At 63.6% G+C, this 15,850-nt stretch carries 12 protein-coding genes and 1 pseudogene; 2 read left to right on the plus strand and 11 right to left on the minus strand.

Annotated features, from left to right (window positions below; translation table 11 throughout):
• Window positions 1-104 precede the first annotated feature (104 nt).
• The 4 genes from NKH67_RS31185 to NKH67_RS31200 all read right to left on the minus strand — a co-directional run bounded on the left by NKH67_RS31185 (window position 105) and on the right by NKH67_RS31200 (window position 5,272).
• On the minus strand, window positions 105-611 hold the full coding sequence (locus NKH67_RS31185; RefSeq protein ID WP_352474406.1) for a hypothetical protein: 507 nt from the start codon (window positions 609-611) through the stop codon (window positions 105-107).
• A gap of 14 nt (window positions 612-625) precedes the next feature.
• Complete coding sequence (locus NKH67_RS31190) at window positions 626-1,675, minus strand: methyltransferase (RefSeq protein ID WP_352474407.1); 1,050 nt, start codon at window positions 1,673-1,675, stop codon at window positions 626-628.
• Between the two features lie 169 nt (window positions 1,676-1,844).
• Window positions 1,845-4,361 carry a two-component system VirA-like sensor kinase gene (locus NKH67_RS31195; RefSeq protein ID WP_352503608.1) on the minus strand — a complete coding sequence of 839 codons (2,517 nt, stop codon included), beginning with the start codon at window positions 4,359-4,361 and terminating at the stop codon, window positions 1,845-1,847.
• On the minus strand, window positions 4,358-5,272 hold the full coding sequence (locus tag NKH67_RS31200; RefSeq protein ID WP_352474410.1) for a cytochrome-c peroxidase: 915 nt from the start codon (window positions 5,270-5,272) through the stop codon (window positions 4,358-4,360). Before NKH67_RS31200 ends, NKH67_RS31195 begins: the two co-directional genes overlap by 4 nt.
• Before the next feature lie 233 nt (window positions 5,273-5,505).
• Here NKH67_RS31200 and NKH67_RS31205 point away from each other — a divergent pair, with 233 nt between their 5' ends.
• A complete protein-coding gene (locus NKH67_RS31205; RefSeq protein ID WP_352474411.1) occupies window positions 5,506-6,285 on the plus strand; it encodes a response regulator in 780 nt (259 codons plus the stop codon).
• 18 nt (window positions 6,286-6,303) lie between these two features.
• Here the strand turns inward: NKH67_RS31205 and NKH67_RS31210 are convergent, their stop codons facing one another.
• The 7 genes and pseudogenes from NKH67_RS31210 to NKH67_RS31240 form a co-directional block, all read right to left on the minus strand.
• Window positions 6,304-8,289: a glycoside hydrolase family 127 protein gene (locus NKH67_RS31210; protein WP_352474413.1), complete on the minus strand. Its 1,986-nt coding sequence runs from the start codon at window positions 8,287-8,289 to the stop codon at window positions 6,304-6,306.
• Between the two features lie 27 nt (window positions 8,290-8,316).
• Complete coding sequence (locus tag NKH67_RS31215; protein WP_254817449.1) at window positions 8,317-9,174, minus strand: carbohydrate ABC transporter permease; 858 nt, start codon at window positions 9,172-9,174, stop codon at window positions 8,317-8,319.
• Entirely contained in the window at window positions 9,174-10,103 is a 930-nt protein-coding gene (locus tag NKH67_RS31220) for a carbohydrate ABC transporter permease (protein WP_352452309.1), read from the minus strand. Before NKH67_RS31220 ends, NKH67_RS31215 begins: the two co-directional genes overlap by 1 nt.
• A 373-nt stretch (window positions 10,104-10,476) precedes the next feature.
• Window positions 10,477-11,730, minus strand: coding sequence for an ABC transporter substrate-binding protein (locus NKH67_RS31225; RefSeq protein WP_352474414.1), 1,254 nt, complete (start codon window positions 11,728-11,730; stop codon window positions 10,477-10,479).
• Window positions 11,731-11,813: 83 nt separating this feature from the next.
• Window positions 11,814-12,875 carry a LacI family DNA-binding transcriptional regulator gene (locus NKH67_RS31230; RefSeq protein WP_352474416.1) on the minus strand — a complete coding sequence of 354 codons (1,062 nt, stop codon included), beginning with the start codon at window positions 12,873-12,875 and terminating at the stop codon, window positions 11,814-11,816.
• Between the two features lie 316 nt (window positions 12,876-13,191).
• Window positions 13,192-14,562 carry a DUF6600 domain-containing protein gene (locus tag NKH67_RS31235; RefSeq protein WP_353023447.1) on the minus strand — a complete coding sequence of 457 codons (1,371 nt, stop codon included), beginning with the start codon at window positions 14,560-14,562 and terminating at the stop codon, window positions 13,192-13,194.
• Window positions 14,563-14,749: 187 nt separating this feature from the next.
• A pseudogene (locus NKH67_RS31240) lies at window positions 14,750-14,944 on the minus strand (LacI family DNA-binding transcriptional regulator); the annotation flags it as partial.
• A gap of 223 nt (window positions 14,945-15,167) precedes the next feature.
• Here NKH67_RS31240 and NKH67_RS31245 point away from each other — a divergent pair.
• Window positions 15,168-15,596, plus strand: coding sequence for a YybH family protein (locus NKH67_RS31245; RefSeq protein ID WP_352474419.1), 429 nt, complete (start codon window positions 15,168-15,170; stop codon window positions 15,594-15,596).
• Window positions 15,597-15,850: the final 254 nt, after the last annotated feature.

Below are 15,850 nucleotides of genomic sequence, written 5' to 3' on the forward strand. Positions count from 1 at the left end.
ACGTGATTTCCGGAATCGGGAATTGCGTTACGAATGAAACAGGCGCCCGTGCCTGGCGTACCACGCAAGCGGAGAACCACCCTGCGCCCGGCGTTCGGACGCCACTATGATTTCGGCGCCCGCGGAACGAACACGATATGCGGCGTCTTCGGCGGACGACCGGGCGGCACATAGTCCGGAACCGGCGTATCGTCTGCCGGGAGCGAAAGCACATATCGGTGGATGGCGCGCAGGTCGGGCTCGCTCATGGCGCGCAGGTTGAACCATGGCATGGGCGGGCGCGTCTCGATCGTGCGCGCGAACTGTACCCAGTCGTCCTCGTCCATGGTCCGCAAAAATTGGCGAAGATTGGTCGGGTAAGTCGTACCCCAGGGCCCGTTGAAGCCGAGCGAATCGCCGATCAGCCATCGATCCTGCGGAACGTTGCCGGCCTTCTCCAGGTACCCTGGCGTGTGGCAGTCATTGCAGCCGCCGATTTTCACCAGGTATCGACCGTGCTCGATCGAAGCGGTCGCGGACGCCGCGCCGACCTCACCCTGGTTGAGCGTTGCGGCGGTGAATGCTGCGGCCAGGCCAAGGGCGGCAATTGCGATTAGAGCTCTTCGTGTCATCAGCTTCTCCGCTGCTATTTGACGCCGACGATCATCGAGTGAGGCCCGGCGAGATGCTCGCAGCGGACCTCCGCAAAGCCCGCCTCCCGCATCCAGCCCATGCCGTCGGCGCGCGTGTAGTCGAACCCGCCATTGGTGTTGACCAGCATGTTGAGGCTCATCAGCAGACCCGCAGCGTTCTCCCGTCGCTCGTCATCGATGATCTGGTCGTAGACGATGAGCACGCCTTGCTTCGGCAGCGCGGAATGGGCCTTTGCCAGCAGCGCGCGCTTCACCTCCAGGTTCCAGTCGTGCAGGATATGACCCATCACCAGCACGTCGGCGGAAGGCAGCGGCTCGGCAAGGAAGTCGCCGGGATAAAACCGAAGCCGGTCTGCAAGTGCGTGCCGCTCCACATAGGCCTCGAACACCGGCCGCATCGGCGGCAGGTCGAAACCGCCGCCGGTGAGATGCGGATGGGCGCGGCCGATCTCGACCGGAAGCCTGCCTTCGGCTGTGCCGATATCGATGAAGGTACAATAGTCCGCCCAGGGAAAATGCCGGGCGAGCGCCTCCGCCACCTGGAGGCTGCCGCCGGTCATCGCCTGCGCGAACATCTTTACCTTGTCCGGGTCCGAAAACAGCATGTCGAACAGATCTTCGCCGTCCTGGGTGCCGTTTTGCGGTTTGCCCGTCCTGAGCGCGTCGGTGAGCGAGCCCCAGTTCGCGTAAAGCAGCTGACCGGCCCTGGCGAGCATCCCGCCGACATAGGTCGACTTGTTGCGGTCAAGGTAGCGGTCAGTCACGGGCGTGTTGCAGTAGACGTTGCCCTCGCGCTCAAGCATGCGCAGCGCAACCAGCGCGTCGAAGAAATCCTGCGCTGCCCGCTCATGCAGTCCGAGCCGGCTTCTCAGCGTTTCCCCTTCGAGGGGTCCGGCCGCCAACTCCGTGAAAAGGTCAAGTTCGACGGCGCTCAGCAACGTCTTCGATGCCCAGAAGCCGAGGCCGAGTTGCATAAGGCTTTCGGGCGACAGTTCTGCGACGTCATTCGCCTGTTTCGTTACCTCGGTGATGGTTGCGTCCATAAGATTTCTCCTTCCTCAAGAGACCATGACCTTTCCAAAAAGCCGGTTCCCGGTTTTTCGGGATCATGGTCTGGGCGCGGGAGGACCATCGACTGGCCCGGCTACGGGTCGATTTCAGCCAGGTGGGATTTTGGTTACGGTTGTAACGAAGAAATCCGGCCGGCCGTGATCAGCCTGAATGCAGATGGCGGGCAAGACATTGTGCGACGGCGGCCGACAGCAGCGGCTTCTTGATGACTTCGCTTATGCCGGCCGCCGTCAGTTGGCGCGACCGCAGCTGACGGCCGTAACCGGTCATCAGCACGACCGGAAGGTCGGGCCGGATCTTGTGCAACCGGCCGGAGAATTCGATCCCTGTGATGTCGGGCATGACCTCGTCCGTCAGCACCAGGTCGAAGCGTTCCGGATCGGTGCGAAATGCGCTGAGAGCCGCGGGGCTGCGGTCGAACCCGACCGGCTCGTAGCCGAGCGCGGCGAGCATTTCCTCCGCAAGTTGCATCAGCGGCGTGTCGTCGTCGACGACGAGGATCGTCTCGCCGTTGCCATGCTTGACCGGCACCTCGGCGGCGTCGCTCTCGTCCTCGTTCTGGGTTGCTTCGGCGGCCTCGATCCGCGGAAAATAGATCTCGAAGGTCGTGCCTTCGCCGGGCTTGCTGTTCACGTCGACCGCGCCTCTGTGCGCTATGACGATGCCGTGCACCGTCGACAGGCCGAGCCCGGTGCCTTGCCCTGCCGGCTTGGTCGTGAAGAACGGCTCGAAGATACGCTCGAGCGTCGCCTGATCCATGCCGCTGCCGGTGTCCCTGACGGCAAGGCGGAGGTAGCGCCCGGCAGGCAGGTTGCCGTGCGATAGCATCCGCGCCTCGACGAATTCCGTCGTGTCGAGACCGATTTCCAATGCGCCGCGGTTGTTCATCGCCTGCGCCGCGTTGGTGCCGAGGTTCATCACCACCTGCTGAAGCTCGGTCGGATCACCCATCATCGCCGCATCCGCGGCTGCAAGACGCGTCTGCACTGAAAGCGTGGCGGGGAACGAGGCGCGCAGCAGGTCGATCGCTTCGGCAACCACGGCTTCCGCCCGCAGCGCGTGATGCTGCCGCTCGTGACGACGGCCGAAGGCGAGGATCTGCTCGGTGACGTCCTGCGCCCGCCTGCCGGCCTGCATGATCTGCTGGACGTAGCGCCGCGCGCGCGACTCCTTCAGCAGCACCGCCAGCGCCATCTCGCTGTAACCAAGGACGGCACCGAGGATGTTGTTGAACTCGTGCGCTATGCCGCCGGCGAGCGTCCCGATCGCTTCCAGCCGTTGCGACTGATTGAGCCGCGCCTGCAGTGCCTCACGCTCGCGTTCGTTGTGCTCGCGCACGATGGCATTGGCGAAAATCTCGGCCGCGGTGCGCAGCAGTGCAATGTCGTCGTCGGCCCAATGCTTTTCGTGCGTGACGGTATCGAGAGCCAGAAAACCCAACCGCTCGCCGGCATGCCACATCGGTATGCACAGCCACGATCGAAACTGGTGTGCCTGCAGCGATGCCTTCTCCCGCCCCTCGGGAAGCTCGCCGACGCGGGGAACGTCGATGCAGCCCAGCCGCTCGTGGTCGGCCAGCGCCCAGCGTGAAGCCAGCTCGATCATGTCCCTCGACAGGCGGGCCGGCCTGCTCCCGCCCGGACGGCGATAGAAGTAGCCGCCGGAAGGATCGGCGATGTGGCTGACGAAAATCTGGGCGCCGTCGAGCCCGGCGTGTTCGACCAGGCGCGCGAGGCCCTTGCTGATGCCGGCGCGGATGCGGTCACGCGGCAGATTGATGAACTGCGTGGAGATCGAGGCGATCAGGCCCTCGAATTCCAGCCGCTCGCGCAGGATCCGCGCGTTGCGGCGCAGGCGGGCGAACAGGTAGGCGACATAGCCGACGAGGCCCAACGCGGCGACATAAAGCAGCGTCTGGAACAGTTCGGCCCGCGCCGCGGCCCGCCCATGCGCACCGAGATAGACGTCCTGCAGCGCGCGAGCCCGCTCGCTCGTCGGCGCGGTCTGCAGGCGGGCGACGAGATCGTCGACCGCCGGAAGCCTGGTGACGATAAGCCGGCCGTGGGAGACAAGCGAGAGTACATCGCTTGCAGGCACGGCATCGACGGAGGGCCTTGCCAGCCGGTCGAGTGCGGCGGTTACTGCTTTTGCCGCATCCGGCTGGGGATCGCTGATAAACCGCGACATTGCGACCATCAGGGCTCCTATCTCGACCGCTCGAAGGCCGTCACCCTCGCTCGTGAGACGACCGCTCATATAGTTGAAAAAGTTCAGCGAGTTCTGCAGCAGCGCGTTATCGGACTTGAACCTCTCGACGAGCGCTTCCTCGTCGCGGATCGCGGCGATGACTTCGGCGATCCGCTTGTCGATGTCCGCCCGTGTTTCGCCGCTTGCTGCGTCGCGGGCAGCCGGCAGCGTCTGCGTCGCCTCATCCAGGGTCTCGATCGACCGCACAAGCGGATCGTAGCTGCGCAGCAGTCCCGCGCGTGCCCTTAAAACATCGCGTTGGAGTGCGGCGTTATAGAGGATGACCGTCCTGAGCGCATCGAGCGTGCGCTCGTGGCGCGCCGCATCGGGAGCCGTGCCCTGCACCAGGAGGTAGGTCAGGGCGATGAGCAGGCAGGCAACGATCGGCGCCAGGATGCGTAGCGACTTCATTGCTGCAGACGATCGGCTGCGCTGGTCAACGGCCGGCCGCGATACTCGCCCGTCAGTGTCCCGAGGAATTCGACGATGAGATCGGCATCGCGCTGGTCGAGCTCCCGGCCGAGTTGGTTGCGCGCCATGATCTTCACCGCGTCTGCGAGCGATGCGGTGCGGCCATCGTGAAAATACGGCGCCGTCACCGCGACGTTGCGCAGGCTGGGAACGCGGAACACATGGCGGTCGCTCTCGGCGCCGGTAACGGCGAAGCGGCCGAGATCCGCCTTGGTCAGGGTCTTCTGGCGAGCGAAGGGATCCTGGAAGATGCCGAATTTCTGAAACAGATTGCCGCCTACGTTGGCGCCCTGGTGGCAGGCGACGCAGCCATACGCTTTGAACAGTTGATAGCCGTGCTCTTCGTCGGTCGTGATGGCGTCGCGTTCGCCCTTGAGATAGCGGTCGAAACGGGCATCGGGCGTGATCAGCGACCGTTGAAAGACAACAAGCGCATCGAGCACGCTTGTCCGGTCGGGAATGGCGCCGTAGACCCTCGCGAACCGCTGCGAATACTCGGCATTCGAGCGCAGCTTGGTCAGCAATTCCTCCCAGCTCGTATTCATCAGCCTGTCATCGAGCAGGGCTGCCTCGTTCTGCTCCTCGAAAGTGCGGAAATTGCCGCGCCAGTTCAGCCGAAAATCGAGCGCCGCGTTGAAGACGGTCGGCGTGTTGAAATCGAGCGGCTTGCCATCCGCCGCCACGGAACGGGCCAGACCGTCGTCGCCGCTGAAATCGAGCCTGTGACAGGAACTGCAAGCGACGACATCGCCATGCGAAAGGCGGGCATCGTTGAACAGGCTCTCGCCAAGCGCGATCTTCGCCCGGTCGGAGGGGCCGCTGGCCGTGATCGGTGCAATCGGCTCGCCCATCGGCGGGCCCGGCTGATTGCTCTGGGCCAACGCAAAAGGTGCCGCCATTGCCAGGCAAAGCGGAACAAAAAGCCCCGCCCGAACCTTACCAATCTGCTGATGTGCCATCGAGCGAGCCTGTGGCAGGGTGTGCGATCACGTAGATCATCGGCGTTCACCAATAAATCGCCGAAAATCGACGTTTAATAAAGCAACGGCTCGGTCATGAGTTCCATGCTTGCGGACGGTGCGAGATGTCAGCCGAACAAAACATTCGCCACGAACAGCAGTCGAAAGGCAGTATCGAGCAGCCAGCGGCGCCGAAGCATATCCTTGTCGTCGACGACGACCCCGAAATTCGTGATATGCTCACCAATTACCTGGAGAGCCAAAACTTCAGGGTTAGCGCGGTCGCCGACAGCCGGGCCATGTCGCGCGTCCTCAATGAAAAGCCCGTAGACCTGATGATCCTCGACATGCGGCTTGCCGATGAGGACGGGTTCGACATCATGCGGCAACTCGGCAGTCCGCCGGAAGCGCCCATCATCATCATCACCGGCCACAGGTGCGACGAGGTGGATCGCGTCGTCGGCCTGGAACTCGGCGCCGACGACTACATCACCAAGCCCTTCGGCCTCAGGGAGCTGCTGGCGCGCATTCGCGCCGTGCTGCGGCGATCGCGGTCGACGCAGCCGCAGCCGCGCGGCAAGAAACCCATACGCTATCGTTTTGCCGGCTGGGAGCTCGACATGCGGATGCGGCGCCTAAGGTCGGCGGCGGGCGAGGCGACGCCGCTGACCGCCGGCGAGTTCAACCTGCTGGCAGCCTTCCTGAAATCGCCGCAGCAGATCCTGAGCCGCGAGCAGCTTCTCGCTGCCAGCCGCGTGCACGACGAAGAGGTGTTCGACCGCAGCATCGACGTGCAGATATTGCGGCTGCGCCGCAAGCTCGAGGTCAATCCGAGCGAGCCGAAGCTCATTGTTACGGAGCGTGGCGCCGGCTACATATTCGCGACTGCGGTCGAGGTACTTTGAGCCGCTGCCGCGCCCAGCCTACCCCGCGCTTCTGAGCCAGACCAGCATCTCGCCGGGGTCGCGGTTGTCCCAGGCGAAATACGGCACGGCGGTGATTTTCGCGCCCTCGAGCGCCGGCGGTTCGGTGCGGTAGAGCCCCTCTTCCCAGTTTTCGAAAGCCTCCTTTTTGGCAATCGCCGAAAGTGTCACAACGCCGCCCAGAAGGTTCGGCTGCTGATGCGCCTCGATGTCGGCCGTGCGCGGCAGAGCGATGCGGTGCAGCTGGCTGGAATTGTCGGTCTCCTCGACGCAATAGATCAGCGGGCCGCGCGCCAGTGCGACGCGGCCGATATCCTGCCGCACCTGCGGGTTGGCGTAGAGGCGGTCGACGGCCATTTCGAGGTCGAGCTCGACGCGGTCGCCTTTGCTCCATTCGCGGCGGATCGCGGCATAGCCGTCGCTGGTGATCGCCTCCAGATCGACATCGGCGCCGTTGACCTTGAGCGCTGCCTTGCGGCACCAGGCCGGCAGGCGCAGGTGCAAAGTGAACGCGGTCGGAGCTTCCGGTTCGACAGAGATCGAGACCGCGCCGTCCCAGGGATAATTGCTGGTCTGGGTGAGCTCTATCTGCGTCCCAGAAATATCGAAACGAGCCGTGCCGTTTCCATATAGATGGACGGCGAGTGCGTCGTCCGACAGGCCGTAGAAATAGCTGCCGATCGAGGCGACCATGCGCCCGACATTGGGCGGGCAGCACGGGCAGCGGTGCCACTTCCAGCGGTGGTGGGCGCCGCGGCTTTCGAGCGGATTCTCGTAGAAGAACAGCGAGCCGTCGAGCGACAGGCCGGAGATCGAACCGTTGTAGAGCGCCCGCTCCATGATGTCGGTGTAGCGCGCATTGGGGCCCATGCCGAGCATGCGGCTTGCCCAGAACACCAGGCCGACCGAAGCACAGGTTTCGGCATAGGCGGTGTCGTTGGGCAGGTCGTAATCGGCGGTAAAGCCCTCGTTGTGCGACGACGGCCCGAGGCCGCCGGTGACGTAGAGGTTCTTGGTCATGAGGTCGTCCCACAGCCGGTCGAGCGCCACCCGCAGCGTGTCGTCGCCATATTCGGTGGCGATGTCGGCCATGCCCGAATAGAGATACATCGCCCGCACCGCATGGCCGACGACCTTGTCCTGCTCGCGCACCGGTTTATGCGACTGGTTGTATTCGTAGGTCTTGAAATGATAGGCCTTGGGGTCGGCGCCGCGGGCGCGCGCCTCCTCGTCGAAATAATGCGGCTGCTGTCCCCGCTGATCGATGAAATATTTGGCAAGCTCCATGTATTTGCGCTCGCCCGTCACCCGCGCCAGCTTGACCAGCGCCAGCTCGATCTCCTCATGGCCGCAATAGCCCTTCTTCTTGCCGGGCTCGGGACCGAACGTCTCGGCGATATGATCGACGTAGCGGCACATGATGTCGAGCAGCTTGCGTTTCCCCGTGGCCTGGTAGTAGGCGACGGCGCCTTCGATCAGGTGGCCGGCGCAATAGAGCTCGTGGCAATCGCGCAGATTGGTCCAGCGCAGGCCGGGCTGGATGCGCTGGTACCAGCTCGACAGATAGCCGTCGGGCTGCTGCAGCTTTCCATACATGTCGATGACGGCATCGATCTTCTTCTCGAGCTCGTCGTTGCGGCGGCGATAGAGCGAATAGGCGGCGGTCTCGATGGTCTTGCCCCAATCGGAGTCCCAGAACATCTGCGTCGTCACCGTCGATCCGGTGAACTCGTTGCCGGCGGTGGCCGCCTCGTCCGGCGACGGTGAGTGGAACGGAATGACGACGCCGGGCGACGGCCGGTCGGGGTCGATCTGCTCGAGCATGCGCGCCTCGACGCAGCGGTCGTAGAGGATGCCGGCGGTCTTTGAGGCGACGGCATCGACGCGGTCGCCCCAGAAGCCGCGCACATCGACCTGCGGCACCGGCAGCGGGCGGAAGGCGAGTTTCGGCTTGGCGCCCTGACTGGCGGATTGCGATGCGGTCATCAATTTACTCCGGTTCGGTTCGATTGGTCACTTCACGGCCCCTGCCATCAGGCCGCGGATGTAGAAGCGCTGCAGCAGCAGGAAGAGCACCAGGCACGGCACCATCATCACGGTGACGCCGGCCTGCACGGCGCCCCAGTCGATCGCGCCGAAGCGGCCGGACTGCAGCGCGGTCATCATGATCGGCAGCGTGAATTTCGACTGGTCGGTCATCAGCACCAGCGCCGCCAGAAACTCGTTCCAGGCGCCGAGGAAGGCGAACAGCGCGATCGTGACGATGCCCGGCCAGACCAGCGGCAGCATCACCCTCAAGAGCATGGTGACATTGTTGGCGCCGTCCATGCGCGCGGCTTCCTCGATCTCGCGCGGCACCGCGTCGAAGGCGTTGCGCATCATGAAGATCGAGAATGGCAGCTGCAGCGTGACGTAGACGCAGACCAGCCCGGTCAGCGTGTTGTGCAGGCCGATTTTTGTCAGCACCAGGAAGATCGGCGTCAGGATCGACTGGAACGGGATCATGATCGTCGACAGGATGACGACGAACAGCAGGTTCTTCAGCGGAAAGCGGAAGCGCGAGAAACCGTAGCCGGCGAGTACGCTGACGATCACCGACAGCACCACCGTCATGACAGAGACATAGATGCTGTTTTGCGCCGGCAGCCAGAGGCCGTCGCCGAAGGTGTTGAGCGTGGCGTAGTTCTCGAGCGAGATGCCGCTGGTCGGCCACGGCGGCAGCGGCGGCTGGCGCGCCTCCTGCGCCGGCTTGAAGGCCGAAAGCACCGTCCAGGCGATCGGCGCCAGGAACAGTATCGACGCGATGATGCCGGTCGAGTGCTCGGCGATCTGCATGCCGATGCGGCGTTTGCGGCTGCGGGCCTGCGCCATCAGTCGACCCCCTCGGGATTGCGCAGCAGTCGCAGCTGGATCAGGCTTAGCGCCACCAGGATGACCAGCAGGACCATCGAAAGTGCGGCGCCATAGCCGAGCTTGAACGACACGAAGGACTGGTTGAAGATCCAGTAGACGGCGGTCAGCGTCTGATTGCGCGGGCCGCCGCGCAGGATGATGTAGAACTGGTCGAAGGCGAGGATCGAGCCGGCGACCGACAGGATCAGCGCCAGCGCCAGCGTGCGGCGCATCAAGGGCAAGGTAATCGCCCGGAACCGCGCGAATGGCCCTGCCCCGTCGATCATCGCCGCTTCCTGCAGGTCCGGCGGGATCGATTGCAGGCCGGTCATCAGGATGATCATGGTGAAGCCCGCCACCTTCCACACGACCATGGCGATGATCGACCAGAAGGCCGGCTGGAAGGTCGCCAGCAGGTTGAATTTCTTCTCGGTCAGGCCGAGCTCGAAGGCGGCCGGGCTGAACAGGCCGGAATCGACATTGAGCAGCCATGACCACAAAAGGCTCGCCGAGGCGAAGCCGATAACCGCCGGCATGAAGAAGGACGTCCGGTAGAAGCCGGTCAGCTGCCGCGGCCTTTCGATGAACAGCGCCAGCGGAAAGGCGACGGCGAAGATCGCGATCGTCACCACCACCGTGTAGTAGCCGGTGAACTTCAGCGCGTTCCAGAAACGGGTATCGCGCAGGATCGCCCAGTAATTGTCGAGCCCGATAAAGCTGTGCGCGCCCATCAGCGGCCAGTTGTGCAGCGACATCCAGGCGGTCATGCAAAGCGGCACGATGAAGAAGACGACGACCAGGGCGACGGCCGGCGCGACATAGAGCAGGCCGATCCACTGCCGGCGGCCGGCGCCGACCAGTTTGTATGCGCGCGCTGGCGCGGCGGTGGTTGCTGTGATGGTGGTCATCGCTGGCCTTCTCCTTCTCCCCTTGTGGGAGAAGGTGGATCGGCGCGAAGCGCCGAGACGGATGAGGGGTGTTGGAAGGAATGCCGTCCGAGCCAAGCTGGAGCACCCCTCATCCGTCGCCTTCGGCGACACCTTCTCCCACAAGGGGAGAAGGGGGAGCCAACGTTGCGACGGCGTACTGTGATGGTGCTCATGCCTGTTGTTCCATTGGCGCTACGTCCCCCTCCCCCTTGAGGGGAGGGTCCGGTCGAAGGCCGGGGGTGGGGTCCTCCGCGAAGCGCGCCGACATCAAAAGAGCGTCGAGCACTGCCGCGATGACCCCACCCGGACCTGCGGTCCGACCTCCCCTCAAGGGGGAGGTGGAGCCGGCGCCTTACTTCTGCGGCGCCGAATCGATGATCGACTGCATGGTCTCTTGTGCGTTTGATATGGCGCCGTCGACGTCTTCGCCGAAGAAGACCTCGTTCATCATCTGGTTCCACGGACCGTTGGCCGAGTTGATCAGGTCATTGAACACCACCGAATAGGGCGTGCGGCCCTTGGCCATGGCTTCGGCGGCAACCTTGTAGCGCGGGTCGAGTTCCTTCAGCGCCTCATTGGCGATGTCGCCGCGCACCGGCAGGCTGCCGTATTTCGCCAAAATGGTCTGGCCCTCGAGCGAATAGGCGAAGTCGAGGAACTCCTTCACCACCGCCACCTTGGTGGTGCCCTTGGTGACGACGAAATTGTCGCCGCCGGCAAACGACGACCAGCCGCCATCCTTGCCAGGCAGGAAGGTGATGCCGTAGTCGATGTCGGGATATTGCGTGTTGAGCGCGCCGATGGCGAAGGCGCCGGACGGCGAGATGCCGATATTGCCGGTGGCGAAGGCGGCAAAGAAGTTGGAGCCGGTGTCGGTCTGCGCGCCTGAAGGCACGAGGTCCTTCTTGACCATCGAACGGTAGAGGTCGATGGCGCCGCGCATCTGCGGCGTGTCCAGCGTCGCCTTCGAGCCGTCCTCGGTCAGGATGTCGCCGCCCGAGGCCCAGATCAGCGGCGTGAAGGTGAAGATGTTGCAGCCGCCGCAATTGCCGGAGAAGTAGAAGCCCTTGATGTCGCCGCCGAGCGCATTGACCTTTTCGGCGTCGGCTTCGATCTCGGCCCAGTTGGTCGGGCCCTTTTCCGGGTCGAGGCCGGCCTGCTTGAACAGCTTCTTGTTCCAGATCAGCACCGAGGAATCCGCCGAGAACGGCAGCCCGTAGATGCGGCCCTTATAGGTGCCGGTCTTGACATGCGCCGGCGACAGGCTGGCGAAATAGGGCAGCGATTTCGCCCAGTCGGTGATGTCTTCGAGCTGGCCGGCGGCGGCGAAGGACGGCGTGTAGATCAGGTCGAGCGACAGCGCATCGGGCGCCGTGCCGCCAGCGGCGGCAGCGCCGTATTTCGGGATGATTTCGGCGTTGGGGATGATGTCGAGCTTGATCTGGTTCTGATGCCCCTTGTTGAAGGCATCGACGACGCGCGGCATGAAGTTCGAGCCGTCGGCGCGAACCCAGATGTTGGCGGTGTCGGCGGCGGCCGAGCCGGCTGTCGCCAGGGTGCCCAAAATGCTCGCGGCGATGGCGAGCCCGGTAATGGTGGTTCTCATGCTTCTCCTCCACATGGTTTTAATTTAGCGTTTTAATTTAGCCGCGCCCCCAAGCGGGTGACTATCGACACGGCCCGTTTCGTTCAGCCGTCCGGCGGACGGCCGCATGACTGACGCACCACCAGCCGGCACGGCAGTTTTCTGATGCCCGGCAAAGCGGGTTCGCCGCCGACGAGCGAAAGCAGGGCAAGGCCGGCCTCGCGCCCGAGCGCGGCCAGGTTCATGTCGACGGAGGTCAGCGGCGGGCGGGTTGCCTCGGCGACGATCTGCCAGTTGTCGAAGCCGATGACGCCGACCTCGTCCGGCACGCCGATACCGCGCTCGCGCAAGGCGTCGATGACGCCGCGCGCGATCTGGTCGTTGCCGCAAAACACCGCATCGGGCTTTTCGCGCGTACCGTCGAAACCCTCGCCGTCGAACAGCTTCTTGACCGCCTCGTGGCCCCAGGCCTCCGACCACGGGCCGAGCAGCGGCTCCATGACCGGCAGGCCGTTCTCGGCCAGCACCGCGCGATAAGCCTCGGCGCGGGCATGCACCACGGCAAAGCTTGCGGGACCGCTGACATGGGCGATGCGCCGCCGCCCGAGCCGGCAAAAATGCTCGACCGCCAGCCGCGCGCCGCCGGCATCGTCGGAGACGAACGCGATGGCGCCGGGATCGGGCTCGGTGAATGCGTAGATCGCCGGAATGCCGAGATTGGCGAGGTCGACCGGCAGGTGGCGGTCGATGCGCTTGCCGGTGGCGATGATGCCGTCGACGCGCTTGTCGAGCATGGCATCGACATGCAGCTGGGCAAGGCGCGGGTCGTCCTCGACATTGCACAGGAACACCGAGACGCCGGCATCGACCAGCGCATCGGAAACGCCGGCCATCAGCGGCAGCGAAAAGCGGCCATAGGTGTCGTTGGTCAAAAGCCCGACGGTAAAGGAGCGCCGCCTGAGCAGGCTCTGCGCCAGGCTGTTCGGGCGAAAGCCAAGCCGCTGCGCCGTCTCGCGAATACGGGTCCGCGTCTCGGCCGTCATCCGCCCCTGCCCGTTCAGCGCCTTTGAGGCCGTGGCCACGCTGACGCCGGCGAGCGCCGCCACCTCACGCAGGGTGACGGGCTGCTTGGCAGAAACAGGCGTTGGCTGCGCGTCGGACGCCATGATTTGGATATCGATCCTCCCATTTGAGAAAAGCTTTTCTCTTACCGGCCTGCGAGGCGCTGAATGGTGAAGTCAGCGGATGCCGGCAGAGTTGGGAAAAGGTTTTCTCAAAAGGAAGATTAGGGGAAGGATGCAAGGATGGCAAGAGGGAATGGCCTGGTTACAGGCATGTTCGGCAGTCAACTACGACTCGCTGCCCTGGGTCCAGGATCTGCCATGGCGGCCCGAAGGAAAGAGGGCGAGCACCTTTGGCGTGCATTGCCGTTCAGCGGGCACCGCGATGGAATAATCGCGGTGCCGCAGTCTACCCGCAGAGCTAGCAGTTCTCAGTCTGTGGATCGCACGCCTTGTTTTTCTGTTTCTGTGGCTTGGGCTTGACCGCCTGCTCGGGCTCGGCCTGCTGCTGCTCGGCCGCTGGCTGCTCCTTGGCCTTCCGCTTCTCAGGCTTGGCAGCCTGCTCCGGCTCAGCCTGCTGCTGCTCGGCAGCGGGCTGCTTCTTGGCCTTCCGCTTCTCAGGCTTGGCCGTCTGTTCGGGCTCGGCCTGCTGCTGCTCGGCGGCGGGCTGCTTCTTGGTCTTCGGCTTCTCAGGCTTGGCCGTCTGTTCGGGCTCAGCCTGCTGCTGCTCGGCGGCGGGTTGCTCCTTGGCCTTCGACTTCTCAGGCTTGGCCGCCTTGCCGGGCTCGGCCTGCTGCTGCTCGGTGGCCGGCTGCTCCTTGGCCTTCGGCTTCTCAGGCTTGGCGGTTTCTTCGGGCTTGGCCTGCTCGGTCGTTGCAGCGCCTTCGGTCGGCTTCGATTTCCGGCCAGCCTGAACCTGCTTCACCTCTTCGATGTCCTTGAGCTTAGCTGGTTTGGCCTTAGGGTCGGCTTTCACCTCGCCCTCAAAGACAGCGACCGTATCGTTTTCCAGTTTGCCGGACTGCTCGGGCGCGTCGGTCTTGCTGACCTTGACGGCAGTCACCTTCTGGTTCGTCTCCTTTTCGATCACATCGACATCAATGACTTTGTTGATCACCACGTTGTTCTGGATCGTCACGTCGCCGGCCGGTTCGGCCGCCTCGACAATGCGCACAAACTCCGGCTCATCACGAATAACGACCACAGAAATGTCCGCGGCAAGGAATTCGCGGGTGGGGACCACAACCCAGTAATAATCCGGCGTCGTGTCGAAGGTCACCTCGATTGAAATCAAATCCGGATCGCGGCGGGGCGGCAGCGGCGCCCAAATGATGTGCTCTCTGTCACGACGCCAACTCACCCATGCTGGCGCCCAGCGAGTGCCCGGAACCCAGTACCAGCCGATATCGTCGGCATAGCCCCACCGGCCGTAATGGTACGTCGCCCAGCCGAATGGCTCGTCGGACACCCAGAGCCAGCCATACTGCTCGGTATAGACCCAGTGTCCAAGCGTATACGGACGCCAATCGTCAGGCACATCAACCGGCACGAAAACGGTCGCTCCGTGATACGAGACCCAATCACCATAGGAAGACAGGTCTTCGTAGAACGTGCTGATCGAAACGGTGGTGGCAGCCCTTGCCTCGGACAAAAGCGACAATGGCGCAATTGGGTTGGGAATCTCGACGACCGTGAGCAGGCAGGCGGTTACGCCGCCCAGCATCAGTCGCACCGCATTTTGGGCAAGGACGCGTTTCATCGTAATCTTCCTCCGAAACAGATCGCCCTTCATCGTACAAACCCGCCGGCTGCCGGATTGTTCCACTTTGCTGACGTTACCCGCATCCCCTCCCGCAGCGGCTTGGCATCGCACGATGATATTTGGGATCAGAGTTGCTTCATGAGGGCGGTGACCGTCACAAATGCGCGCCGAAGGCGCGGCGATAGATCGTTGGTCAGCGGGCCCGACGGTAAGGGAGCCGCCGCAACAGGCTCTGCGCCAAGCTGTTCGGGCTAAGGCCAAGCCGCTGCGCCGTCTCGCGAATACGCGTCCGCGTCTCGGCGGTCATCCGCCCCTGCCCGTTGAGGGCTTTTGAGGCAGTGGCGACGCTGACGCCGGCGAGTGCCGCCACCTCGCGGAGGGTGACCGTGGTCTTGGCAGGCGTAATTTGGATATCGGTCTTCCCATTGGGACTGCGGGATGCTGAGTGGTGAGGTCAGCGGGTGCGGGTGGGCCACTAGAGCCCCCGATGATGCGATGTCCGGCAGATGAGGGGCTCATCACTCTTGATATCACGATGCAACAGCAGCTAGGACCGGCCCTATTTGTTACGAATGGTATCGATGTCGGATTGATCGCCCCGGCCTCGTCGTTCCAGAAAATGAAGGAGCAACGATATGTCTGAAAAGGAAGTCTTGTCTGTCATCCGGGGCCAGGAAGACGCAACTGCCAAGGGGGACGCCCGCGGCAACGTCGATGCCATGGACCCGGATGTCGTGGTTTTTGATCTGCCGCCGCCGCTTGCCTATCGAGGCGAACAGGCACGCGACATCGAAGGGATAAATGCTTGGTTTGCAACTTGGCGCAACGGCGTCACCGTTCACATGGCTGACCCGCAGCTCATAATCGACGGCGATCTTGCAGTGGCCTTCGGCCTGTCGCGCATGACTGGCATTAAGACCGATGGCACAAAGGTCGACTCCTGGAGCCGGCGAACCATCGTGCTAAGGCGCGTCGCCGGTTCTTGGAAAATCATCCACGAACATGCCAGCTTCCCTATGGCAATGGACGGAAGTGGGCGCGCTGTGACGGATCTCTTGCCGTAGTTCCGGAACGCCTAACGTCCTCAACAGGGATGTCGTATTTCACGCGGCAAGGGTTCGTAGGTGAACGGTCGATTTGGCGGCCCGTTGCTGACAGTCAGCCTTTCGGCCGGAAGCGGCCAATCGCCAAGTATAGACAAGTATAGAAATGACCCAACACCGGCCGCCCTTCGCGAGTGTGCTCCACCCATTGCCCTAGCGAATAGCGGCCTGACCGCCGCAGCCACGACCCGCGCAAGCCCTCCTGAACCCCAGCT

Source organism: Mesorhizobium sp. M0968 (genome assembly GCF_040319065.1).
Classification (GTDB): Bacteria; Pseudomonadota; Alphaproteobacteria; order Rhizobiales; family Rhizobiaceae; genus Mesorhizobium.